This window comes from Desulfothermus naphthae (assembly GCF_054657475.1).
Map to the genome: position 1 here is coordinate 600,128 of NZ_BAAHYQ010000001.1, position 23,656 is coordinate 623,783.

23 protein-coding genes are annotated in these 23,656 nt (G+C 33.1%); 9 read left to right on the plus strand and 14 right to left on the minus strand.

What is annotated here, in order from left to right; translation table 11 throughout:
* Window positions 1-185: 185 nt before the first annotated feature.
* The 3 genes from ACYQ1E_RS02855 to ACYQ1E_RS02865 are packed head-to-tail and all read left to right on the plus strand — an operon-like array spanning window position 186 to window position 657.
* On the plus strand, window positions 186-356 hold the full coding sequence (locus ACYQ1E_RS02855) for a transposase (RefSeq protein WP_459875174.1): 171 nt from the start codon (window positions 186-188) through the stop codon (window positions 354-356).
* Window positions 353-478 (plus strand): hypothetical protein, encoded by a 126-nt coding sequence (locus tag ACYQ1E_RS02860; RefSeq protein ID WP_459875175.1) that lies wholly within the window; start codon window positions 353-355, stop codon window positions 476-478. Before ACYQ1E_RS02855 ends, ACYQ1E_RS02860 begins: the two co-directional genes overlap by 4 nt.
* A gap of 23 nt (window positions 479-501) precedes the next feature.
* The gene (locus tag ACYQ1E_RS02865) at window positions 502-657 is read left to right on the plus strand and encodes a hypothetical protein (protein WP_459875176.1); all 156 of its coding nucleotides are present in this window, start codon (window positions 502-504) and stop codon (window positions 655-657) included.
* Window positions 658-750: 93 nt separating this feature from the next.
* On the opposite strand, the gene ACYQ1E_RS02870 is transcribed toward ACYQ1E_RS02865, so the two are convergent.
* Entirely contained in the window at window positions 751-1,707 is a 957-nt protein-coding gene (locus ACYQ1E_RS02870; protein ID WP_459875177.1) for an FmdE family protein, read from the minus strand.
* 344 nt (window positions 1,708-2,051) lie between these two features.
* Between ACYQ1E_RS02870 and ACYQ1E_RS02875 the strand changes: the two genes are divergently transcribed.
* Window positions 2,052-2,249, plus strand: a complete 198-nt coding sequence (locus ACYQ1E_RS02875) for a hypothetical protein (protein WP_459875178.1) — start codon at window positions 2,052-2,054, stop codon at window positions 2,247-2,249.
* A gap of 220 nt (window positions 2,250-2,469) precedes the next feature.
* The gene (locus ACYQ1E_RS02880; RefSeq protein ID WP_459875179.1) at window positions 2,470-2,592 is read left to right on the plus strand and encodes a hypothetical protein; all 123 of its coding nucleotides are present in this window, start codon (window positions 2,470-2,472) and stop codon (window positions 2,590-2,592) included.
* A 483-nt stretch (window positions 2,593-3,075) separates the two neighbouring features.
* Here the strand turns inward: ACYQ1E_RS02880 and ACYQ1E_RS02885 are convergent, their stop codons facing one another.
* The gene (locus ACYQ1E_RS02885; RefSeq protein ID WP_459875180.1) at window positions 3,076-3,258 is read right to left on the minus strand and encodes a hypothetical protein; all 183 of its coding nucleotides are present in this window, start codon (window positions 3,256-3,258) and stop codon (window positions 3,076-3,078) included.
* Window positions 3,259-3,454: 196 nt separating this feature from the next.
* Between ACYQ1E_RS02885 and ACYQ1E_RS02890 the strand changes: the two genes are divergently transcribed.
* A complete protein-coding gene (locus tag ACYQ1E_RS02890) occupies window positions 3,455-3,607 on the plus strand; it encodes a hypothetical protein (RefSeq protein WP_459875181.1) in 153 nt (50 codons plus the stop codon).
* Between the two features lie 218 nt (window positions 3,608-3,825).
* Here the strand turns inward: ACYQ1E_RS02890 and ACYQ1E_RS02895 are convergent, their stop codons facing one another.
* Genes ACYQ1E_RS02895 through ACYQ1E_RS02905 form a run of 3 tightly spaced genes read right to left on the minus strand, consistent with a single transcriptional unit; the run spans window position 3,826 to window position 7,108 of the window.
* Window positions 3,826-4,482, minus strand: coding sequence for an HD-GYP domain-containing protein (locus tag ACYQ1E_RS02895; RefSeq protein WP_459875182.1), 657 nt, complete (start codon window positions 4,480-4,482; stop codon window positions 3,826-3,828).
* 45 nt (window positions 4,483-4,527) lie between these two features.
* Window positions 4,528-6,870, minus strand: a complete 2,343-nt coding sequence (gene feoB, locus ACYQ1E_RS02900; RefSeq protein WP_459875183.1) for a Fe(2+) transporter permease subunit FeoB — start codon at window positions 6,868-6,870, stop codon at window positions 4,528-4,530.
* A 1-nt stretch (window position 6,871) separates the two neighbouring features.
* Window positions 6,872-7,108, minus strand: a complete 237-nt coding sequence (locus ACYQ1E_RS02905) for a FeoA family protein (protein ID WP_459875184.1) — start codon at window positions 7,106-7,108, stop codon at window positions 6,872-6,874.
* A gap of 520 nt (window positions 7,109-7,628) precedes the next feature.
* Between ACYQ1E_RS02905 and ACYQ1E_RS02910 the strand changes: the two genes are divergently transcribed.
* From ACYQ1E_RS02910 to ACYQ1E_RS02920, 3 genes are all read left to right on the plus strand, one after another.
* Entirely contained in the window at window positions 7,629-8,537 is a 909-nt protein-coding gene (locus tag ACYQ1E_RS02910) for an ABC transporter substrate-binding protein (RefSeq protein ID WP_459875185.1), read from the plus strand.
* A gap of 119 nt (window positions 8,538-8,656) precedes the next feature.
* Complete coding sequence (locus ACYQ1E_RS02915) at window positions 8,657-10,663, plus strand: adenosylcobinamide amidohydrolase (protein WP_459875186.1); 2,007 nt, start codon at window positions 8,657-8,659, stop codon at window positions 10,661-10,663.
* Between the two features lie 236 nt (window positions 10,664-10,899).
* Window positions 10,900-11,646, plus strand: coding sequence for a putative metalloprotease CJM1_0395 family protein (locus ACYQ1E_RS02920; RefSeq protein WP_459875187.1), 747 nt, complete (start codon window positions 10,900-10,902; stop codon window positions 11,644-11,646).
* Window positions 11,647-11,698: 52 nt separating this feature from the next.
* Here the strand turns inward: ACYQ1E_RS02920 and ACYQ1E_RS02925 are convergent, their stop codons facing one another.
* From ACYQ1E_RS02925 to gap, 9 genes are all read right to left on the minus strand, one after another.
* Window positions 11,699-12,871 (minus strand): pyridoxal-phosphate-dependent aminotransferase family protein, encoded by a 1,173-nt coding sequence (locus tag ACYQ1E_RS02925; protein ID WP_459875188.1) that lies wholly within the window; start codon window positions 12,869-12,871, stop codon window positions 11,699-11,701.
* An 18-nt stretch (window positions 12,872-12,889) separates the two neighbouring features.
* Window positions 12,890-15,418 (minus strand): DNA polymerase I, encoded by a 2,529-nt coding sequence (gene polA, locus ACYQ1E_RS02930; RefSeq protein ID WP_459875189.1) that lies wholly within the window; start codon window positions 15,416-15,418, stop codon window positions 12,890-12,892.
* The gene (locus tag ACYQ1E_RS02935) at window positions 15,402-16,418 is read right to left on the minus strand and encodes a DHH family phosphoesterase (protein ID WP_459875190.1); all 1,017 of its coding nucleotides are present in this window, start codon (window positions 16,416-16,418) and stop codon (window positions 15,402-15,404) included. The genes polA and ACYQ1E_RS02935 overlap by 17 nt, the downstream gene beginning before the upstream one ends.
* Window positions 16,419-16,572: 154 nt before the next feature.
* Window positions 16,573-16,923: an STAS domain-containing protein gene (locus tag ACYQ1E_RS02940; protein WP_459875191.1), complete on the minus strand. Its 351-nt coding sequence runs from the start codon at window positions 16,921-16,923 to the stop codon at window positions 16,573-16,575.
* Window positions 16,924-16,943: 20 nt separating this feature from the next.
* On the minus strand, window positions 16,944-18,116 hold the full coding sequence (locus ACYQ1E_RS02945) for a SpoIIE family protein phosphatase (RefSeq protein ID WP_459875192.1): 1,173 nt from the start codon (window positions 18,114-18,116) through the stop codon (window positions 16,944-16,946).
* A gap of 2 nt (window positions 18,117-18,118) precedes the next feature.
* The gene (gene dtd / locus ACYQ1E_RS02950; RefSeq protein WP_459875193.1) at window positions 18,119-18,580 is read right to left on the minus strand and encodes a D-aminoacyl-tRNA deacylase; all 462 of its coding nucleotides are present in this window, start codon (window positions 18,578-18,580) and stop codon (window positions 18,119-18,121) included.
* Window positions 18,577-18,981 carry a 6-carboxytetrahydropterin synthase QueD gene (queD, locus tag ACYQ1E_RS02955; protein WP_459875194.1) on the minus strand — a complete coding sequence of 135 codons (405 nt, stop codon included), beginning with the start codon at window positions 18,979-18,981 and terminating at the stop codon, window positions 18,577-18,579. The genes dtd and queD overlap by 4 nt, the downstream gene beginning before the upstream one ends.
* Before the next feature lie 16 nt (window positions 18,982-18,997).
* Window positions 18,998-22,486 (minus strand): DNA polymerase III subunit alpha, encoded by a 3,489-nt coding sequence (gene dnaE, locus ACYQ1E_RS02960; protein WP_459875195.1) that lies wholly within the window; start codon window positions 22,484-22,486, stop codon window positions 18,998-19,000.
* A gap of 70 nt (window positions 22,487-22,556) precedes the next feature.
* Window positions 22,557-23,555, minus strand: coding sequence for a type I glyceraldehyde-3-phosphate dehydrogenase (gap, locus tag ACYQ1E_RS02965; protein ID WP_459875196.1), 999 nt, complete (start codon window positions 23,553-23,555; stop codon window positions 22,557-22,559).
* Window positions 23,556-23,656: the final 101 nt, after the last annotated feature.

The window sequence follows — 23,656 nt, forward strand, 5'->3', positions numbered from 1 at the left end:
TATTTTATTTAGCCCTAGCTGGATAAATTTTAAAAGCGCTTGTTGGTTTAAAATTTATGTAGATTTTTTATAATAGGAGAAGAGGAGGAGGAAAGGAAAAATAATGAAAAAGTGTCTTGCCTCAGACCGAATTGGAACTTTCCTTAAAGTATGTTAGCAAAAATTAAACTTTGAGGAGGAGAGTTATGAGTAAGAAAAGAAGACATTACACCCCACAAGAAAAAGTGATGATTTTGAAGAAAAATCTACTGGAAAATGTGCCCCTATCAGATGTATGTGATGAATATAATATACATCCTACACTTTTTTATAGATGGCAGAAGGAATTTTTTGAAATAAGGAAGCATGGTCTTTGAAAAAGAAAAAAAGAGGTCATATTTCTAGATTAGAGAAGAAGATTGCTGCTTTAGAGGACAAACTTTCTCAGAAGAATGAAGTGTTGGCTGAGCTCATGGAAGAATATGTAAGTTTAAAATAAATTTTTGGGGGAATTTAAATGATATGTGGGTAGCACCCGATATTAGAGATAATGTGGTGGATTTTGTTAATTATTGGTCCCAAAAAACTGAAATCAAAATCAGTGATGCCAGGAGAATAGTAGGTGATTGTGTAGAATACTACAATTCTAAACGTCTTCATAGTGCCATAGGAATATAACGCCAAAAGTAAGAGAAATGCCCATAAAGTAGGCATTATTTGCCTGACACCTTTTCAATTCGTCTAGTTACCTGTGCGTGCGTATAGGGAATCCTATTGGAGTGTTATTTTATTGTTATCAATTTTTTGTAAACAACTCATACAATAATTTTCCTGATTATAGGTTACCACATGTGTTTTTAGGACTTGTTCTCCACATTTTGCACATTTCACATATAAACTAGGAAATTCAATAAAATGTTTATTTATTCTTATATCTTTAACTTTAAAGAGTTCGTTAAGCGGTGTGTTAAAGATATGTTTTATACGCTCATCCAATAACCTTTGAAACATCACTACCTCTTCAAAAACAATTTGATTTTTTGAAAGTTTTTCTTCTAGCATATTGAACTGGTCTTCATTTTTAAAATTTAGTGTTTTTAAACTGATCTTTATTCCCATTTTATGAGTGGGGAATACAACAGTATAATTATGCTTACCTAAATCAACTATGTATAAACGCTGATTTCCTAAAGTGGTTCCCAGAAGTATTTGAATAGCATCAATGGCTGAAGTAGAATTCTCTGCAATAATAGAGATGGAAGCAGGTTCTATGCTTTTTAATGGCGTTAATTCCTTAATAAGCTCACAAACCCTCACCCCTATAGCCAAATCTGGACAAAGATGGCCATGAAAATCAACTACCCTTTTTAGATACATATTTACTAACATTTTTCTTTCCTCCACTAAAGACCTCTTCAATTCTTCATCTTTCAGTATGCGAAAACTTAGTACCCAACTACCTTGATTAATAAAAACTTTTGGATTGAAATTATGATAATGAAAATATAAGAAAAAAATATCTTCTTCTGCGCATACTAGATATCCATTTGGAGGATGATCCCTTCTTATCTTAAAACGTCCTATAGTTTTCTCCACCACATATTTTTTATTTTGGAATACAAAAGAAATTGGCATTTGAAGAAAATTATCAAAATCCACTTTTACTTTTTGTTGAATATATTCAACTAAATCAAATTCTATTGACCTTAAAACTTCAGCAATATTCATCGCTCCCCCCTTTTTTTAATATATATTACGTTAAATTATTTTAATTATAAAGTCAATATATTTTTTTAAAAAAAATAACACAAAAAGATAAAGTTTTATAAATTGAGATGTGATTCCACCAACATCTTTTTCTTTTTTTCAAAAAAATATGAAATTATGGGTTTTAAGAGAGGCAAATATTTAAAGGATTTGTCAGGAAGCAGCTAGAGGATTGACTAAAAAAGAGGTTATTTGCCAGCAATTCTCGGTAAGTTTGAGAAGGCAGGGTTTATGGGGTAATACAAGAAAAATGATATTTATTTTTCGCAAAGTTGGAGAGTTATAGATTTTGGGAAGAAAAATATTTGACTAGGTTAGATGGCTCAGAGTATTTTAGTTCAGAAAAGATATGCTGTCCTGGGTGTCTTGTAAAGAGATCTAAGAGAGGTAAAGTTCGTTATTACCATCAGATTTTACAGGCAGCTTTAGTGCATCCAGACCATAGAGAGGTAATTGTTTTAGCGCTTGAACAAGTTAGGAATACAGATGGAACAGATAAGTAGGATTTTGAGATAAATGCAGGCAAAAGGATATTAATAAGATTAGACGAAATCATCCGAAATTAGGGATTATAATAGTGGGAGATAGTCTTTATTCAAAGCAGTCATTTATTGGGGAGCTTAAAGTAAAAATATGAGTTATATTCTAGTAGCCAAGCCTAAGGATCATAAGTTGATGATGGAATGGGTATTAGAACAATAGAGAATGGTGAATGTATCGAGAATGGAATACAAGGATAAGAAAGGCCGTAAGCATGTATATGAATGGATAAATGAGGTACCATTAAATGGCTATGATAATACAATTTGGGTAAATTATTTTGAATATAAGATTATAGGAGAATAGAAAATTAATTAACACAATAGTTGGACAACAGATATATCCCTTGATTGAAATAATATAGATCATTTAGTAAGGGGAGACAGATAGAGATGGAAGATAGAGAATGAGACCTTTAATACCTTAAAGAATCAAGGACATCACTTAGAACATAATTTTGGTCATGGTAAGAAGAATTTATCAATAATTTTTTTTTCTTTTAAATCTATTAGCATTTTTTGTGCATCAGATATTAAAATTAACAAATTTATTATATCAGAAATGTAGAGAGAAATTTAGTTCACGTAAGGAATACTGGAAGAATTTGCGGGTGACATTTCGGATTTTGTCATTTGAGAGTTGGGAGGAATATCTGAAGTTTTTTTACTCGCCTCCATAGTAAAAAATGTTTTGAGAGAATATTTTTTGAATTTATGTAAATAAGTTTGAGGGAGTAGTGTGTCCAAAAAGAGATTATAAGAGGATATTTTTACTAAAGAGAGGGGCTATTTATATAAATTTTCTTAAATTTTTAATAAAAGTAGTTTTTTGAATCTGAAAAAAGGATATAAAACATCTAAAATGGTCTAATTTGTCCCTCACCGAAAATTGCTCGAAATTACACAAAATTATTGGCACAACTAAAATCTCTTTAATTTCAGGCAAACTAATTTTGCATTCTAAAATGGGCATAAGGCATTCTCCTTCCCTTTTCATCTTCTAAAGTAACAAACATCACTCCTGTACCATTTTGGATTGGAGGTGTATGTACTAAAATTACCTGTCCCTCCTATTTTCACTTTTATATTACTTCTTAATTTTGAAAGAACATTTTCACCAACGCTAAATCCTATTGAGTTCAGAGTTCATCTGGAAGAGTAAAAAAAGAGTGCTTTCATTAGTTTTTGTAAAAGATGTAAAAGAGAGGAAGGAAGTTATATCAGAAGCATGGAATAGGTTATGTAAAAAAGTAAGCTTTGCTAAAAGCTGGATAGAAAAATTTTTAAAGGGCACCCCATATTATATGAAATTGTGCGGATAACTATAATCAAATTCAACTTTAATGGTTTAAGTATAACGGGAGGTCCCCTAGCGATGGTTTTTGAAAATTCCTGCAGCATATAAAACCATGAATAAATGGCATCATAGTCATTCTTAAAATGCAAGTCTAATATTTTATTGATCTTTGAACAAATATTCATCATAAGAATTTTTCCTTTCCATATATTAAAACACTAGTGCATTAAAAAAATTTCAAGTTTAATTCTTTTTAAAATAACCTTCTATCTTAATTATACATTCCTTAAATGCATTTACCACGACAGGACAGAATTGTGTACCACTATTGCTTAATATCTCTTGGACTACTATCTCAAATGGCATAGCTGGACGATAAGGCCTTGCTTGTAACATGGCAGATATTGCATCTGCCACTGCTACAATCCTTGCACCTAAAGGTATGTTCTTGCCTCTTAAACCTAAAGGATACCCCTGTCCATCAAATCTCTCATGATGATAAAGCACTATATCTATAAGTTCACTACTAAAACATTTCTTAAGAGGTAATATAATGTTTGCTCCAATAACAGGATGTGACTTAATTACTTTCCATTCGTGCCTATTTAATGGTTCAGACTTTTGTAAAATGTTATCTGGAATTCCAATTTTACCTATGTCATGTAGATGTCCTGCAATGTGGATCAGTTCGATCCGTTCCTTACTAAGCCCCATTTCACTTGCGATAATAGAGCTTATATCTGCAACTTCAATTGAATGATAATATGTATTTTTGTCTCTTGCATCTAGTGCCAGTCCTAGGGATTTAAAAAGAGGATGCAATATATTAGGTAAACATTTCTTTCTATTGTTACAACTACTTATTTTTACGGTATTAAACACTGGATTTGGGGTAAACACATATTCCTCCTAAATTTAATTGGTCTAAAATCTATTTATTAATATTTATTTTTTGTAGCTAAAACATAAATTTCTATTACTACAACCTACACACTCATTTAATATTTCTCTTTTTAAATCTCCAATTCCCAAAATTTCTGTACCCTTTATTTTGAGCAATAAATAGCAACTAAAGAAAAATATTCCTATTCCCACAATCCATATCATTGTCATGAGAGGATGTAATTTAAATGTAGCAATTTGATAAAAAATAGTGGATACTGACCATGCTAAAGTAACCGTATATATTACAATAAACATGGCCCATCTAAAATTAGCTTCCCTATAAATTGCAGCAACAGCTACAAGACATGGAATATAAAGGAGAACAAATAAAAGATATGCAAATGCCCCAATCTTACCATGAAAATGGTTACGCATAATCTCTAATGCAGTGGGCTCTACATCTTCAGGCGGCTCTTCTGCAGCAGAACCTATTCCAAAAGGATCTGTAATTGTTGATGCAAGTCCAGATAGATTCTCTGGAATTGATGCAAATGCATCTTTTATCCCTTGCAATAGACTAAAAGACTCTTCCTCTGTCTCGGTATTTGCCTTTAATTCTGCACCATAGAGGGAGTTAAGTGTACCTACAACTGCCTCTTTTGCAAATATACCTGTAAATAGTCCAACAGTGGCTGGCCAATTGTCCTTTTCTATCCCTAAGGGATGAAGGATTGGGGTAATGGACTTACCTATCTTTGCCAAAACTGATGATCCACTATCCTCATGCCCAAAGGTGCCATCAGTGCCAATAGAATTTAAAAAACTCAACACAACCACTATTGCAATAATGACCTTACCAGCCTTTATAAGAAATACCTTTAATCTATCATAGGTATGGAATAAGACCCCTTTAATAGTTGGCATGTGATAAGGGGGAAGCTCCATGACAAAAGGAGAAATCTCTCCTTTTAACACAGTGTTTTTTAATAAGATTCCTGTAAGAATAGCCATTAAAATTCCTATTAAATAAAGCAAAAATATTAAATTACTTGACCCTGTTCCAAAAAATGCTGCTCCAAATAGGGCATATACAGGAAGTCTTGCCCCACAAGACATAAATGGATTCATAGCAATGGTGAGAAGTCTATCTTTTTCATTTTCTAAAGTTCTGGTTGCCATAATAGCTGGGACATTGCAGCCAAACCCAACCAGCATGGGGATAAAGGCCTTTCCAGGTAATCCAATTGCCCTCATAAGCCTATCCATAACAAAGGCTGCTCTGGCCATATATCCTGAATCTTCTAAAATGGACAAACACAAGAACATAAATCCAATTGGAGGAATAAATGTAGCAACGGTCTGGATACCACCCCCAATTCCATTGCAAAGTATTGTAATAAGCCATTGAGGTGTCTTTAAATTTTCCAGAAAATGAGAAGGACCATCAACAAATAATGTGCCAAATAATATATCAAAAAAATCAATAAAAGAGCCACCAACATTAATAGTAAACATGAAGGTAATATACATTGCTAATAAAAATATAGGTATACCTAAATATCTATTTAACACTATTGAATCAATGGTATCTGTAATGGTCTTTCCAATCATTTTTGGCTTTTTAATTGCTTTTTTACACAAATCTTCTATTGCCATATATCGAGATGAGGCAACAAATGCATCACTGTCCATACCTGTTTTTTCTTTTATACTTTCCTTGACTTCATCTAATTCACTACCAAGATCATACTTAAAGCGAGATATAATTTCATCATATCCTTCTAATAATTTTAATATTATCCATTCTTTGTTAATGTTATTTACATCATTAGGTAAAGAACATTTCAGTTTTTCAATTGCCCATTTGATTGGAGGATTATAATTTATTTGAAAATTTTCTTTTTCCATGTTATTTGTCATTTCATCAATTTTTTCTTTCAATACATCAATACCTTCACCCTTTTTTGCTATTATCGGAACAACAGGACATTTTAATGTTTCACTTATAGTTTTGATATCAATAGAAATACCACTATCTTTTACAATATCCATCATGTTTAATGCAATAATTACAGGAGCACCCATCTCTAACAATTGATAGGTAAGATACAGATTTCTTTCCAAATTAGATGCATCCAATATATTTATTATAACATCTGCCTCTTGAGATAATACATAGTCCCTTGCGATCTTCTCATCTAATGAACTAGCAGATAAGGAATATATTCCTGGAAGATCTACTATATCTACTTTTTTTCCATTAAACAGATATGTACCTGTCTTTTTTTCTACAGTAACCCCTGGCCAATTCCCTACTTTAAGGTTTGCACCAGTAAGGTGATTAAACAGAGTAGTTTTGCCGCAATTTGGGTTCCCAATAAGTGCAATAGTAATGTTCTTCATTTTAATCCCTCCTCTCTACAAGCAGGATGTCTGCTTCTTGTTTTCTTAAAGACAAATTAAATCCTCTTACATTGATCTCTACAGGGTCTCCTAGGGGAGCAATGCGTACTATTTCAAATTCGGTCCCTACAGTCAGTCCCATAGAAAAAATTTTGTCTAGATACTGCTTTTTCCCTGAGCCATAGCCCACCACTTTGCCTTGCTCCCCAACCTTCATTTCACTTAATTTTAACTTCATAAACTTTCCTCCTAGTTTAATTAGATTTCTTTAATTAAATTAGATAAATCTAAGTTAAAAAGTAAAAAAATACATAATTTATTTTGTCACCTATTATTAACAGGACCATCTAAGTTAAGATTGTCTTAAATTATTTGATTAGTCTAATTAAATTAAATAAGATTAATTGTCAAGTTTTTTATATTGACTCACAAAAAAAATAAATATAAATGATTGAAAAATTTGAGTTTAAAAAATAAGGTTCGGATATTTTTTTGGCTTAAAAGGCGAGGTGACACTCAGTTACAGCCCACGGCTGTGATCACGAGAACTGGAAAATGCCTTGTGGATTAAAGGCCAGGAAAAGCGCAGTTTCTCCCGTCGAATTTTCCAAAAGGGCACCTTATCAACAGGGAGAAGGAGGATTATCCTTTGAGTCAGAAGACCTATCTGAACAAGAACTATCATTTACTATGAGGTAAAAGTTTATTATTAGGGAAAAAAACAGGAAATCTCTAAATGACTTATTTTATTTTAAACTATGAAAGAATATAGCTTTAAAATTTTAATTTTTATTATTGTAATTTTAGCAGCATTCTCAGTTTATGGTAAAAAAATAATAGGTCTGTCAGGTACAGTTATAACTCTCCCTTTTCACACAAAAAGGATAGTTTCCCTTGCACCAAGTATAACAGAATGTCTTTTTGAAATAGGGGCAGGAGATAGGATAGTAGGTGTTACTCAATTTTGCAATTATCCAGAACAAGTAAAAGACCTGCCAAAGGTAGGTTCTTATATATCTCCAAGTATTGAGAAGATAATTGCGCTAAAACCGGATTTGTGTATTGGCACTAAAGATGGCAATCCCAAAAGCATTATATTTAAACTTAAAAAACTTGGAATAAAAGTCTTTGTTGTAGATCCAAGAGATATGGAGTCTTTATTTTCTACAATGATTGTTCTTGGGGAAATCGTTGGATGTGAGAAACAGGCCAAAATAGTTGTAGAAAGATTAAAGAAAGAGGTGTTGTTAGTTCAAAAAAGAGCTTCCTTGTATATAAACCCCCCAACAGTATTTTTTCAAATAGGAGTGGATCCAATGGTTACAGTTGGTAAAAATACACTCATAAATAATTTAATAAAGATAGCCGGGGGTGTAAATATATTTGAAAATTTTAAAGGATATCCAAGGATATCTGTTGAACAGGTTATGGCATTAAATCCAGATATTATAATCATAACATCAATGGTACATTCAGAACACAATTTAAACAACCTAAAAAAATTCTGGGAAAAATACAAAGACATCAACGCAGTAAAATATTCAAATGTATATGTTGTAAATTCAGATTTTTTCAACCGTCCTTCACCTCGCGCCATTGAAGGGCTAAAACTTCTGTCTATGATTATAGAAAAATCATTTAAGAAAATTATGCCTAAAAAAAATTAACAAAACTACAAATTAAAATTTTGCAGTACAATATTTTTTAAATATTATAAAACAGGTATACAACAAATTTATATTTTTTTAGGAATAGTGGTTAAGAGAAAATGGAGTATATCAAAATTATGAATTTAAAAAAAATTGGGATTATAGTTATGTCGTTATTATTATATACATCTGTTTCATACTCTTATAAGGTAAATTTTTTCGATGATGCTAAAAATTTTATAGAATTAACTGAAAAGCCCAAAAGAATCGTGTCTCTTTCTCCATCTATTACTGAAATTTTGTATGAAATAGGAGAAAGAGAACATATTAAAGGAATAACATATTATGACGAGTATGAAATAGATGATGCATATATAGTGGGAGGTTTTTTATATCCCTCAGTAACAAAAATAAAAGAAATAAATCCTGATATAATTTTTTGTTCAAAAAAAAATATAGAAGCTATAAATGAATTAAAAAAAGATGGTGTAAAGATAGTTGTCTTCGAGCCAAAGGATATTAATTCTTTATATAAAACAATTAAAATTTTATCAAATATATTTGAGAAAAAAGATGATGGTTTAAAGTTAATTAATAAAATTAAACATCAATTAGACCATATTCAAAAAAAATTAAATCATATTAAAAAACAACAAAGATTACGGGTTATGAGGATAATGGGCAGGAATGTCTTAATGACCCCTACTGTAAACTCCTTTCAAAACCAACTCATCAGATTGGCAGGAGGTATTCCACCCTCCTTTCAGGGAGATGGTGCAATTGTTGAGGTAAGCAAAAAAGATTGGATAACCTTTAATCCTCAAGTTGTGTATTTTTGTGGCGGGGATAGTAAATTGATAAATAAGATAAAAAGTCTTCCAGAATGGAGTGCTGTATCGGCTATAAGAAATAATCGCATTTATTCATATCCATGTGCCTTGACCTGTCGTCTCTCTGCACATACTGGCTATTTTGTATCCTGGCTGGCATCTGATATATATTCTAAAGAATTTTTAGATGAGAGATATTGGGTAAACAAAGATAAAATAATATCAAAAAGAAAAATACCTGTATCTCTTGATTATATTAAAAATGTGTACTTCATAAAATCATCTATATTTGACTTTATAAATAAAACAATACTCATAACCTTTAAAGCACCAATGAACATAATATCTACATTAGAAGGCCCTAGATATAATATAATAAATATTGGCAATCATTATACACCTCCTCCTTGTTGGAGAATTACCCATCACCTGGGATTAAAAAAATCCAGAAACAGGATATATAAAGCTCTACAACTTAAAAAAGAGAATTCCAGTTTCTTGTTTACAGGAGCAGATATGGATAATCTGGCCATGATCAAAAAACAATACAAAGATTTACTCGTATATGTGTTTGCAACTGCAGGGGTTCAGACCAATGCTATGAGAATGTCTAAGGATGTAGGGAATTATTATGAAATTGACCCAGGTACAATCAATATGATAATAATGACAAATGTAAAACTCACTCCCCGGGCAATGACCAGAGCTATAATTACTGCAACAGAAGCAAAGAGTGCGCTATTAAGTGATCTTGATATAAGAAGTTCATATAATCCACAAAGATATCAGGCAACAGGCACAGGGACAGATAATATAATCATTGTTCAAGGAGATGGAAAATTTATTTTAGACAATGCTGGCGGACATTCAAAACTAGGAGAATTAATTGCAAAGGCTGTATATGATGCAGTAAAAATTGCTATAAAAAAGCAAAATAAACTAATAAAAAATAGATGCATCTTTAAAAAATTAAATGAAAGACACATATCTATATTTGACATTGTTAATAATAGTGAACTTATATCAAAAAACAAAAAGGAATTTTTTGTTAAACAATTAGAAAATCTTCTTTTAAATAAGAAATATGCATCTTTTATGGAAGAATTTTTTATCTTATCTGATGAATATGAAAAAGGCAATATAAAAGATATCTCTTCTATTTTTAGATTGGGAGAGCTTGTATTAAGTTCAATATCAGGAAAGGAAAATGTAAAAATAAAAACATTTATTAAAGATAATAATATCCCTGAAGTCCTAAAAATAGGACTAAACTCATTTCTAAGTGGAATAGAAGAATCAATGAAGAATCAATAAAAACACATTTTCATTCTAATTTATTAGTTTAATTTTATGGGGAAATTTATATTGCTCTTTAAAAACTTGGATACCTACGAAGGGATCTTGACAAAGGAAAGTTTATTTTTTTAAGATATCCTATATTAGAAAAAGATTGTATCTACCTTTGGAAGCCATTACATGGCGCGATTTTGTGAGCCTACTTAAGAATGAGAGAGTTTTGAATAAAGGATGTTTTAAAAAGAGGAGTCATAATGAACATATATTCTGTCCAATCTAGTGATATTTATTTTGGTATACCAACAAATAACAAAGACCCTTCTGAAAAAAGCCTAAATGTTCAAAATAAAATGGATAAAAAAAATAATGAAAATAGCCAGCCTCCCACCTCAAATAAACCCAATGAGGAAACCAAATCTTCAGAAAATAAAGATGGCAAATTAAGCCTCAGTAAAAACAACAAATCTGACCCAAAAAAAGAGCAAGAGATTCAAAAATTAAAAAGGATCGATGCCCATGTAAAGGCCCATGAACAGGCCCATATTGCTGCTGGTGGCCCTTATGTGAGAGGAGGTCCTCAATATTCTTATGTCATTGGTCCAGACGGAAATAGATACGCTGTTGCTGGAGAAGTAAAAATAGATGTTTCACCTGTACCAGGTAATCCAGATGCAACCATAAGAAAGGCACAGGTGATAAAAAGAGCAGCCCTTGCACCTTCTGATCCCTCCCCTCAAGACAGGGCCGTTGCTGCCAAGGCAGACCAAATGGCTTTAAAGGCCAAAATTGAAAAATACAGAAAACAGGTTGAAGAAATGAAAAAATTAGTGGAAAAAAATGACCACCCAGCGAATATGATTTCTCCCCCTTTTGACGAGAATTCATCTCCAAGTCTTACTGATATTATCCAGCCTGTGACATCAACTCTTAAAAAAAGTAACATTAAATTCAAATATGGTTCCAATAACTATATCCATTCCATTATCCATAAAATTGCCTAACCCAAAATTAAAATCTCGCCCTATTGTTGCCTTTTAAATCCCTTTAGCATCTTTACTCCATCCCAGGATATCCATATGCAATAGCTTCTTGATACTTAAAAAATGCCTGTTCTAAAAAATCTGGAGTTTTTGGAGTAAAGTTATATAAACTCTTTAATGCTGAAGAAATAGCAGACAGGACAAAAAGGAGGTCTCCAAAATCCACATCACCCATATGACCTATCCTTATTATCTTGCCCTTTAAATGGTCTTGTCCTCCAGCTATATATAAATTAAATTTTTTAGCCAAAAACTTAACAAACTCCTGCCCATCTACTCCTTGAGGAAGTTTTACACTGGTAAGTCCCCAGGTGTAATTTTTCTTTGCAAAACACTCGAGCCCTAAAGCACTTACTCCCCATCTGGTCATCTGGGTGAGTGCCCAATATTTTTTATAAGTCTCTTGTAATGGCTTTTTGAATAATATCTCCATTGAAGCCTTTAGACCATAAATAAGATTTACAGGGGATGTGTATAAATTCTGGCCTGTTTTAATCTTTTCCCTCTCTCCTAAAAGGTAAAAATAAAAATCCTCCCTTTTTACATTTTTTGCCTTTTCCCATGCCTTATTACTCAGACTGATTAATGACAATCCTGGAGGAACCATCAACCCCTTTTGGGAACCTGTTATAAGACAATCTATGTGATATTTATCCATTGGAAGAGGAGAGATGCCAACTGCTGAGATACCATCAACAACCAACAATATATTTTCATCTTTAGTTAATTTACCAATCTCTTCTACTGGATGTAATATTCCTGTTGAAGTCTCTGATGCCTGTACGAGTATTCCTGAGATGTCTTTATTCTTTTTTATTAATGTATGTAATTTATCTATATCTACAGCTTCTCCCCATGGAATTTCCATTAAAATAACGTCCAAACCCTTTATTTTTGCTATTTCATGCCACCTTTTACCAAACTTTCCCCCATGTATTACAATTACTTTTTCTCCTCTATTGAATAAATTATAGACAGCTGCCTGCATTGCACCTGTTCCAGATGAAGAGAGGATCAATACTTCATTCTTTGTTCCAAAAAGGAGTCTTAGTTTTTCCTGGAGCTTAATCATTATAGATTTAAATTCTTCTTTTCTGTGGTGTATAACATGCTTTGCCATTGCAAGTTCAATCTCTTGAGGGATCATAGTGGGGCCAGGTGTAAGTAGTCTATATTTGCAATACATTTTAACTCCTTGATTTTTTTAATGGGCCTCTGCCCAGTTTTCTCCAATGCCTATATCAACCACAAGGGGGACTTCTAATTCCCAAACTGATGACATAATTTCTTTAATAATAGTAGCAGCATCTTGACCATGACTTTTCTCACATTCAAATAAGAGTTCATCGTGGATCTGTAAAAGGAGCTTAATTCCCATATCTTTAAGGTCTTTGTTATTGGCAATCTTAATCATAGCAAGTTTTATAATATCTGCAGCACTACCCTGGATCTTTGTATTGATCGCTATCCTTTTTGCCTGGGATACTAGGTTGTTATTTCTGGAATTGATATTTGGCAGGTGCCTTTTTCTTCCACAAAGTGTGGTAACACAAAGATTCTTTTCTGCTTCAGCTTCTACCTGTTCAAAAAATCTTTTTACCCCTGTTAATTTGCTAAAATATTTTTTTATAAAATTTTTTGCCTCTGTTATAGAAATTCCAAGTTCATTTGAGAGTTTTTTAGGACCCATACCGTATATCAGGCCAAAATTTATTGTCTTTGCCCGCCTCCTCTCATCTCTTGTAACTTGTTCAGGAGATTTGTCAAAAAGGGCAGCAGCAGTAGAGGCATGTATATCCATGTTATTTAAAAATGCATTGACCAGATATGGATCCTTTGAGAAATGTGCAAGGACCCTGAGTTCAATTTGTGAATAGTCTGCAGAAATCATGACATTGCCATTTTCTGGAATAAAACAGGACCTCATCTTTGGGCCAAACTCGCCCTTTATGGGGATATTTTGCAAATTTGGATTTGATGAAGAAAGCCTTCCTGTTGCTGTGGCTAATTGATTAAAGGTGGTGTGTATCCTGGAATTTTTGTCTGCTAAATCAGGAAGGGGTATTAAATATGTTGATCTGAGTTTTTCTAATTTCCTGTATTTTAGGATATCCTCTATAATTGGATGCTGATTTTTAATTGATTCCAGGACCTCACTAGCGGTTGAAAAATCCCCTTTAGGGGTTTTTTTGCCTGGCTTAAGACCCATTTTTTTAAAGAGAATATGGGCAAGTTGTTTACTTGACCTTATGTTAAACTCTTCTTTTGCATAAAAATAAATTTTCTTTGTTAACTTTTCCAGCTCACTTTGCACTTCCTCTAAAAAATCCATAAACTTTTGTTTGTCTATCTTAACCCCATTTTTTTCCATGGAAATAAGGATTGGGACAAGGGGCCGTTCTATATCCTCATATAAATCAAATAAATCACTTTTTTCTAATAAATCAAAGATATATTCTCCAATATCAATTATCGCCCTACCACCAGGTCCTATATCTTTGTTTGGTAAAAATCTTGAGGCAAGACTTTTTAAGGAGTAGTCTCGTAGTTCTGGTTCTATTAAATATGCACCTAAGGATAAATCTAATAGATTGGTCAGAGAAATCTCATCTTTTTCAAGTTTATAAATAAGTTCTTTTATTGAAAGAACATATACCTTTTTGGCTTTATCTATTATTTTTAAGATATCTTCTTTGTGTTTAACAGGAGATTCATATTTTTTTGTTGAAACACTAAAAGATTTATTTATAGATACAGAAATAACATCTCCCTCTGCCAGTTGTTTAAACTCCTGTATCTGGATTTTTGTAGGATGTGTATTTAAGTCCTTTTTGTTTTGATCCTTGTTTTGTTTTAGATCTAATTCTTTTATAAGGCTATAAAATTCATATTTTTCAAAAAATGGCCTGAGTTTTTCAACATCTTTTTTCTTTACTTTATAAAAATTAAGGTCAGTTGAGATGGGTACGTTTTTTTTTAAGGTAGTGAGTTCTAAAAATCTCTCTACATTTTCTCTTTGATTTATCAGTTTTTTGTGTATTTTAGGAGGAAGTTTATCTAAATTATTAAATATTTCCTCTAGAGAGGAAAATCTTTTTAATATTGTGAGTCCTGTTTTTGGTCCTATGCCTGGTATTCCTTTTATATTATCGCTACTATCTCCAATAAAGGCTTGATATAATGGCCACAATTTAGGTGAAAATCCCTTTTGTTTAATAAATTCATCTGGAGTTAATATCTTATCCTGTTTTCCTGATGGGTCCCAGATAAATACATTGTGGTCTAAGAGCTGGAATAGATCTTTGTCTGATCCAACTATTATAACAGGCATTTGTTTTTTAAAGAATTCGCACATTGAAGCAATGTAGTCGTCAGCTTCAAAATTTTCTGCCACCACTGTATTTATTCCCAGTAGATTTGCTCCTTCAAGAATAGGAGGAATCTGCTGGATGAGGGGCTCAGGCATCTTGAGCCTATTGGCCTTATATTGGGTATCTATCTTGTTGCGAAAGGTTGGTCCTTTTCCGTCAATAACAAAGCATGCATATTGAGGTTCTTCCTGTTTTAAGACCTTTAAGAGTATTCGCAAAACAATAAACAATGCATTTGTAGGAAATCCCTCCTTGGTCTTTAAGTCTGATAAAGCATAAAAGGCACGATAAATGTAAGATGAGCCATCTATTAGATAGATGGGAGGTCTTGATAGTTTAAGTTTATTAGAGAGCTCTTTCATTTTTTTCTTTTTTCTTGAGTTTTTTCAGGATTGTACACCCTTCCATCCTATCCCACAAAAATTGTTGAGGGTGTTCATTTATTTTTTCCATATCTACTTCAGCCCTGGCCATTGCCTTATGTCCCCCAGCACTTCCAACGTCTCCGAAGAGTTTTTTGGCAAGATTCCCCATGTTGTGCTTTATCCCATCTCCCCTGAAAATCGCAATTAGTTTGCCATCAAAGATTCCAGTTACTATGTCCCAGGAAATATCATGGATCTTCATGAAAAAGTCTGCCAAGATAACCAGAATATCAGAAGAATCCACCTCACCCATAAACACAGTAAGTCCATCTCCAATCACTCGCACTTTTTTTAAGGCCTGGGAAAAATATTTAAGCCACTCTAATTTATATTCACTGCGCACTATTTTTCTTAAGAGATTCTGGTGGGCAAGCTTACTCAAATACCTGAATGCCCGCATATCAGCATCATGGAAATTGTTTTCAAAACTATGGGTATCTGTCTTTATTCCATAGAGCAGTGCAGTAGCCAAAAGTCGTCCAGGTCTAAGCTTTAAATTGTATAAAAACTCTGTGAGTATTGTACAATTTGCACCATATTCTGGCTGAATCTCTACAAAGTCTGCCTCCACAGGATTTTCCTTTGAGATTGGATGATGATCTATAACAATACTGAATTTAAAGTTTGAAAATTCAGGATTGTGATGGGGCTGAGAATCCACAAGTGCAAATTTGTCATATTGAACAGCAAGGGGCGGAGTTAATTTTTGGATAGGTATCTTTAGGTACTTTATCATGGCCAGATTATCTGGTCTGGTTACCTCATTTACCATTGCAATGCCCACATTCTCTACCTTTCTCACCAATATTTTTTTTAAGGCCATAGCTGATGCCATGGCGTCGGGGTCTGCAACGCATAAGATCAGCCATCTCTGTTTTTTATTTAAAAGCTCATGGAGTTGATCCAATTTTTGATTTAATTTCCTAAAATAAGACATAATTATAATCCTGGTTATCATCCCCTTTTAAAGGGTCACTACACAATGACATGAAAAAGTCAAGGGGTGTTAAAAAATAAGCAATTTTGAGTGAATTTGTAAAGCAAGAATTTATAATATCACCAAATCTTGACAAGGAACAAAATTATATCTCTTAAATATTTTCAATTTCTATATCCAGCTCACTCTCATCTTCAATAATCTCAAAAAAATTCAAAAGGTTCACCAAAGAAAGAGTTTTCTTTACTGCTCCTGATGGATTTAATAAATATAATTTTTTGTTTTTTGTTTTGTTTACATTATTTAAATGTACCAAAAATCCTATACCAGAGCTATCCATAAAAGAAATATCTGATAGATCAAAGACCAAAGACTTCTCATTGTCACATTCATTAATAAATTTTGAAATTTCTTCTTTTAATTCTTCTACAACATCCAGGGTCAATTCTCCTGAATATTTTATAATGTTATACTTTTTTTCTTTTTTGAAATTTAAAGTTCCCATACTGGATCTCCTGGCTTAATCTATGTTGTTGAAATTTTATGCAAATTATTATTTTTGAACCTTATCCATAAGGCACTTCTATCATCTCTATACATTGGAGGAAGTTCTAATTGATTATTTAAATAACCTTCCAGCATATCAAGATAAAATTCTTTTTCTCTTGTAAAAATCTCCTCTAAAAATTTTTTGAAATTATTAAATCCCCAGATATTATTTCTATCCAAGTTCCATTCATAATATCCATCAGTTATAAGTAAAATACCTTTGCAATCTTGAATTGATATTTTTTTTATATGAAATTCTTGAGCAAAGAATCCAAGAATACTATAATCTGCCTCTAATAAAATTATATCACCTTTTTTTGTTACCAACATCCCCGGACAATGGCCCGCATTAATATATAAGAGCTCTCTATTCTTCACATCAATATCAGCAGCAAATAGAGTAACAAAGTCTATATCCTCCCCCATCACCTCTATGAGCTCATTATTTATAGTACTAAGTAGTTCATCTAAGGGCATAACTATTTTCTTGGACACGCGAACTAATGCCCTGACCATTGACATTATAAATGCAGCCTTTGAACCATGGCCTGATACATCCGCTATAACAGCACGTAAAATATTTTCTTTTACAGGGAAGAAATCAAAATAATCTCCACTTGCCCTATCAGATGGTTCATAAAAAAAATCAATAAACACTCCAGGGAATTCAAGTGTTGATTTAGGCAAGAGTTTTTTTTGTAAGATACTTACTGTTTCAATTTCTTTTGATAGTCTATTATATGCAATTGTTAATTGCTTATACAAAATCGTGTGTCTCTTTGCCACATTTAATCTTGAAATTATCTCCTCTTCTCCATAAGAGAAAGGTTTGATTAAAAAATCATCTGCTCCCTGGTTTAAGATTTCTTCTTTTAGTTCAAACTCAGACTTATCCAGTATAACTAAAATATATACATCAGAATCATTTGCTTGATTTCTAATATAATTAATAACTTCAACAGAAAATTTATATGAGTCAACTACAATTATATCTGGCCTTACTTTATAATAATCTTCTAAAAAATTATCATCACTTTCACTGTATTTAATTTCTACTGAACCTGCTTCAAAAAATACCTTGTTTAAGGCGTGGGCTAATAATTCATCCTTATTAGAACAAAGTATCTTTATTAAAAAAGAACTTCTCATAATTACATAAAGTCACTGTCTAGAATTAAAGTTACTGGTCCAGAGTTACACAAATTAATGTCCATATTTGCGCCAAAAATGCCCTGTTTAACCCTTCCTGGCATTATCTCATCTAAATCTTTTATAAATGCATTATAAAGTTCTTTTGCCTCTTTATAAGGGGCTGAATTTGTAAAAGATGGTCTTTTTCCCTTTTTCATATCACCATACAGAGTAAATTGGGAAACAACCAATATTTCTCCATCTACATCCATCAAACTAAGATTAAATTTACCATCATCATCTGAAAATATCCTGAGCTCTGGAATCTTTTTTATAATTTTATACCATAAAGAGGATTTATAGATCTCTTTGTCCTTATTTGAAAATCCAACTAGCAAAAAAAGTCCTTTTTCAATTCTTGCTACAGACCTTTTTTCAACCATTACTTCTGCAAATTTGACCCTTTGAATTACTATTCTCATAGCTCGTTTTCACCCTCCATGTAAAAGGCCCAGCTGCCAATATTCTCAGCAACACCCACCTGTTCAACCTCAACGTTTCTATATGGCTCAAGTTTTTTTTCCATCTCCTTGTAGATATACTTAGAAAGATTCTCAGAAGAAGGATTGATCTTATCAAAAGGAGGAACATTATTCAAATGAACATGGTCTAGTGGTTCAATGATTTCATTTAGCATCTTTTTAAGTATTTTAAAATCTATTAAGTATTCAACATCTTTGTCTAACTCATTGCCCTTTACAACTACTTCCACAACAAAATTGTGGCCATGGAGATTTTCACATTTTCCATTATAATTTCTTAATTGGTGGGATGAACTAAAATGAGTTGATATCTTCAGCTTGAAGATTGATTTTTTTTTCATAACAAAGGCTCCCAGTTCAATGTGTAATCCATGTGTTATTTTTCCACTGGCTTATTTCTTTATCAAATTTATCTGTTAATGCAATACAAAATTCTGGACCTAATTTTATTTCACAGATGGCATTATCACACAATACCTTTAAATGAATGGGATTAGGCCCTGGGTTATTTTTAATTATGTTTTTTAAACTATCAATATTAGTATTGGTTAATAATGATTTTTCTACTTCAATTATAAAAGGTGTGTCCTCGTCTATTCTAACTTGATCTAACAGATTTACATCAAGACACACAAAATTAACCTTCTTATAATTATCCTCTTCTGAGGATGGATGTTCTATCTCTTTTAGGTCTGTCTTCACCTTGCACAAAAGGGGAATATCTCCCTCTAAATAATTTTTTATCTTCTGATACATATCGGGAAACAATACCATCTCAGCAATCCCTGATAGGTCTTCTACCTGGCAAAAGGCCATTTTATCGCCCTTTTTGGTCAACTTTTCTTTAACTGCAGTAACTATAACTGCAATATTTGTTTCACTATTATTTGGAAGTTCCAAACATCTTTTAATTGGAGTTGTGTGAAGTAAGTTAATTTTATTTTTATATTTTAACAGGGGATGGGAAGATACGTAAAATCCTAGAGCCTCTTTTTCATACCTCAATTTTTCCTCCTCTTCCCACTCCTCTCTATTTAGCTCCTCAATTTCTTCCTCATCTTGTAAGGATTCATCTAAGATTCCCTTAGTACATAGAGACAGGGTGGGCACAACAATACCTGGTCTTTTTTTCTTTCTGGCCTTTTTTTGCAACTTACCTACTATTTTATCCAGACTTTCAAACATACCCCGCCTGGTATAACCAAATCCGTCAAAGGCTCCGCTTTTAATTAAATACTCCAATACCCTTTTTGTTATTTTTCTTAAAGAGACCCTGTTGCAAAAATCTTTTAAAGATCTATATGGACCATTTCTATTGCGTTCTGCTATAATCTCCTTAACTGCATTTATTCCAACATTTTTGATTGCACATAGTCCAAACAAGATTGAGTTCTCTTTAACTGAGAAGTATTCAGAACTTTTATTTATATCTGGTTTTAGGACTTCAATTCCCATTTCCCTGCAGGCATTTATATGAGTTATAACTTTATCAGGATTTCCTACTTCAGATGTGAGCAAGGCTGCCATAAACTCTACAGGATAATGGGCCTTCATGTACGCAGTTTGATAAGAAATTAAGGCATAGGCAGCACTATGGGATTTGTTAAATCCATATCCTGCAAATTTTTCCATTAAATCAAATATATAATTGGCAACATCCTCATCTACTCCATTTTGTTTTGCACCTTTTAAGAATTTGTTCCTCTGCTCTGCCATTACCTCAGGAATCTTTTTTCCCATTGCCCTCCTTAAAATATCACCATCTCCAAGGGTGTAATTGGCAAGGTCAGATGCAATCCTCATGACCTGCTCTTGATACAATATCACCCCATAGGTCTCTTTTAAGATTGGCTCTAATTTTGGATGGGGATAGGTTACTTCAACCCTTCCATGTTTCCTCTCAATAAAATCATCCACCATCCCACTATCCAAAGGACCAGGTCTATACAAAGCCAAAAGCGCAATTAGGTCTTCAAAACAAGTAGGTTTTAGTCTGATTAAAACATCTCTCATGCCTGAGCTCTCTAACTGAAACACACCATCTGTTTCACCCTTACATAATAGTTCAAAGGTCTCTTTATCATCTAAAGGAATATCTTCTAAATCTATATCAATCCCTCTGTTTTCTTTTACAAGCCTAACTGCGTCACTAAGAACAGTTAAGGTCTTAAGCCCCAGAAAATCAAATTTAATAAGGCCAACCTTTTCAACCATTTTCATATCATACTGGGTAACTACTTCACCCCTTTTTCCGAGATATAATGGAAGATACTCTATCATTGGTTTGTCAGAGATAACTATCCCAGCAGCGTGGGTTGATGCATGTCTACACAACCCTTCCAATCTTCTGGATACTTCTATCAATTCCTTTACCTTTGGATCTGTTTCTACCTTATTTTTTAATTCAGGCTCCATTTCTATGGCCTTATCAATAGTGATTTTTGGGTCATTTGGTATGAGTTTGGCTATATTGTCTGTTTCCTGATAGCTCATGCCAAGTGCCCTGCCAACGTCTTTTACTGCTGCCTTTGCCTTCATGGTACCAAAGGTGGTTATCTGGGCTACATTAGTCTTGCCGTATTTTTTTGTTACATACTTTATTACCTCTTCCCTTCTATTATAGCAAAAATCAACATCAATATCTGGAAGGCTCTCTCTCTCCACATTTAAGAATCTCTCAAAAAGCAAATTATATCTTATTGGGTCTAAATTGGTAATTTTCAGGGCATAGGCAACAAGCGACCCTGCTGCAGATCCCCTTCCTGGTCCAACTGGTATCCCCTTAGACTTTGCCCATGTGATAAAGTCTTGAACAATTAAAAAATATCCAGGGAAGCCCTTTTTACATATAACCTCTATTTCCTTTTCTAAGCGATCGTAATATTCCTTTTCATTAACAGGATATTTAAGTTGTTTAAGCCTTTGTTTTAAACCCTCTCTTGCCAATCTCTTAAATTCTTCTTCCAAACTTCTACCACCTTTTGGGACATAGACAGGAAAATGAGGCTCACCAAGCTTTAATTCTAAATTGCATTCCCTGGCAATTTTTACGCTGTTTTCTAAAGCTTCAGGCACATGAGAAAATTCTTTCAACATTTCCTCTGGAGATTTAAAATATAGGTCTTGAGAACCAAAACGCATTCTTTTTGCATCGTCAAACCGAGAGTTGGTTTGAATACACAATAAGATATCATGGGCATGGGCATCATCTCTGGTTAAATAATGACAATCATTTGTTGCAACTAAAGGCAGTTTAGTTGCTTTTGATAGTTCAATTAATTTGTCGTTTAATTCTTTCTGCTCTTCAAGACCATTTGCCATTAGCTCAAGGTAAAACCTGCCATTAAATAAATCAGAGTATTTTTTTGCAACAGAAATAGCTCTGTCCATCCCTTGTCTCATCAAGACATAGGGTATTTCTCCTTTTAAGCAGGCAGAGAGTGCAATTAACCCTTCATTATATTTTTCAAGTAATTCAAAATCTATCCTGGGTTTATAGTAAAATCCTTCTAAATATCCAAGACTTACTAATTTAATCAGGTTGTGATAACCGACCTTATCTTTTGCCAAAAGCACAAGGTGATATCCAGCATCACCAATAGATCCACCCCCTTTCTTTTTTCTGTGTTCAGGAGCTACATAGACCTCACATCCTATGATGGGTTTAAGGCCATATTTTTTTGCAGTTAAATAAAATTCAAGGCATCCAAACATTGCTCCATGGTCAGTAATAGTAACTGTATCCATGCCAAACTCTAATGCCTTGTCACATAAATCTTTTATTCTAATAGCGCCATCTAAAAGAGAATATTCTGTATGGCAATGTAGGTGCACAAAGTCCATCATAAGCTCCTTTTTATTAAAATAAAAAGGGCAGGATGGCCTGCCCTGTTTTCCAGATTATGAAAAATATCTTTTATAACATTGTTGCAACCTTTTTTGTGAGTCTTACAAGCTGATTTGAAAAACCAGATTCATTGTCATACCAGATAATGAGTTTGGCAAGTTTTCCATCTATAACTTCAGTAAGTAGCCCATCTACAATGCCTGCATAGGGAGTTGATACATAATCTACAGATACAAGTGGAATTTCAGTATAATCCATAATTCCCTTTAATTCATTTTCTGATGCCTTTTTAAGAGCATTATTTAAATCTTCTTTAGTGACCTCTTTTTCTAATTCAACAGTCAAATCTACTAAGGATACATTTGGGGTTGGAACCCTTATTGCCATACCATTTAATTTACCTTTTAAAGCTGGAATAACTTCAGTTACTGCCTTTGCTGCGCCTGTTGTGGTTGGGATCATGGACATGGCAGCTGCCCTGGCACGCCTTAAGTCCTTATGAGAGCCATCTAAGATCCTCTGGCTCATTGTGTATGAATGAACAGTGGTCATAAGGCCGCGGACAATTCCAAAATTTTCATGAATAACCTTGGTTGGTGGTGCCATACAATTGGTTGTACATGAGGCATTGGAGATTATGTTATGGTCAGGTTTTAGTTCTGAATCATTAACTCCCATAACTATTGTAATATCAGGATTTTTACCTGGAGCACCAATCAAGACCTTTTTTGCACCGCATGATAGGTGTTTTTCACAGGACTCCCTGTCCCTGAACTTTCCTGTGGTCTCAAGCACAATATCAACTCCTAGATCGCCCCATTCCCACTCCCCTGGACCTTTTCTTGTGACCTTTATCTGCTTTCCATTTAATAAAAATCCCTCATCATTTGGCACAACTTCACCTTCAAATTTCCTGTGCACAGAATCATATTTGAGTAAATGGGCTAAAGTATTGTTGTCTGCACGGGCGTTTACTGCAACTATTTCAACATCCTGATCATTTGCCAGCAGCCTGGTCACATAACGCCCTATTCTACCAAAACCATTTAAACCTATCTTTACAGCCATCTTAAGTCCTCCTTTTTAAATTTTTAAAATATGTCATTTAATCACAAAACACAATAAATCCTATTCAAAAAAATTCAATACAAAAATTTCTGCAAAAAAAA

What these genes read in the sequence shown, in the direction of transcription:
- ACYQ1E_RS02855 (WP_459875174.1), top strand. Translation starts at nt 186, where the DNA reads ATGAGTAAGAAAAGAAGACATTACACCCCACAAGAAAAAGTGATGATT.
- ACYQ1E_RS02865 (WP_459875176.1), top strand. Translation starts at nt 502, where the DNA reads ATGTGGGTAGCACCCGATATTAGAGATAATGTGGTGGATTTTGTTAAT.
- ACYQ1E_RS02870 (WP_459875177.1), bottom strand. Translation starts at nt 1,707, where the DNA reads ATGAATATTGCTGAAGTTTTAAGGTCAATAGAATTTGATTTAGTTGAA.
- ACYQ1E_RS02880 (WP_459875179.1), top strand. Translation starts at nt 2,470, where the DNA reads ATGGAATACAAGGATAAGAAAGGCCGTAAGCATGTATATGAATGGATA.
- ACYQ1E_RS02885 (WP_459875180.1), bottom strand. Translation starts at nt 3,258, where the DNA reads ATGCCCATTTTAGAATGCAAAATTAGTTTGCCTGAAATTAAAGAGATT.
- feoB (WP_459875183.1), bottom strand. Translation starts at nt 6,870, where the DNA reads ATGAAGAACATTACTATTGCACTTATTGGGAACCCAAATTGCGGCAAA.
- ACYQ1E_RS02905 (WP_459875184.1), bottom strand. Translation starts at nt 7,108, where the DNA reads ATGAAGTTAAAATTAAGTGAAATGAAGGTTGGGGAGCAAGGCAAAGTG.
- ACYQ1E_RS02910 (WP_459875185.1), top strand. Translation starts at nt 7,629, where the DNA reads ATGAAAGAATATAGCTTTAAAATTTTAATTTTTATTATTGTAATTTTA.
- ACYQ1E_RS02915 (WP_459875186.1), top strand. Translation starts at nt 8,657, where the DNA reads ATGAATTTAAAAAAAATTGGGATTATAGTTATGTCGTTATTATTATAT.
- ACYQ1E_RS02920 (WP_459875187.1), top strand. Translation starts at nt 10,900, where the DNA reads ATGAACATATATTCTGTCCAATCTAGTGATATTTATTTTGGTATACCA.
- ACYQ1E_RS02925 (WP_459875188.1), bottom strand. Translation starts at nt 12,871, where the DNA reads ATGTATTGCAAATATAGACTACTTACACCTGGCCCCACTATGATCCCT.
- polA (WP_459875189.1), bottom strand. Translation starts at nt 15,418, where the DNA reads ATGAAAGAGCTCTCTAATAAACTTAAACTATCAAGACCTCCCATCTAT.
- ACYQ1E_RS02935 (WP_459875190.1), bottom strand. Translation starts at nt 16,418, where the DNA reads ATGTCTTATTTTAGGAAATTAAATCAAAAATTGGATCAACTCCATGAG.
- ACYQ1E_RS02940 (WP_459875191.1), bottom strand. Translation starts at nt 16,923, where the DNA reads ATGGGAACTTTAAATTTCAAAAAAGAAAAAAAGTATAACATTATAAAA.
- ACYQ1E_RS02945 (WP_459875192.1), bottom strand. Translation starts at nt 18,116, where the DNA reads ATGAGAAGTTCTTTTTTAATAAAGATACTTTGTTCTAATAAGGATGAA.
- dtd (WP_459875193.1), bottom strand. Translation starts at nt 18,580, where the DNA reads ATGAGAATAGTAATTCAAAGGGTCAAATTTGCAGAAGTAATGGTTGAA.
- queD (WP_459875194.1), bottom strand. Translation starts at nt 18,981, where the DNA reads ATGAAAAAAAAATCAATCTTCAAGCTGAAGATATCAACTCATTTTAGT.
- dnaE (WP_459875195.1), bottom strand. Translation starts at nt 22,486, where the DNA reads ATGATGGACTTTGTGCACCTACATTGCCATACAGAATATTCTCTTTTA.
- gap (WP_459875196.1), bottom strand. Translation starts at nt 23,555, where the DNA reads ATGGCTGTAAAGATAGGTTTAAATGGTTTTGGTAGAATAGGGCGTTAT.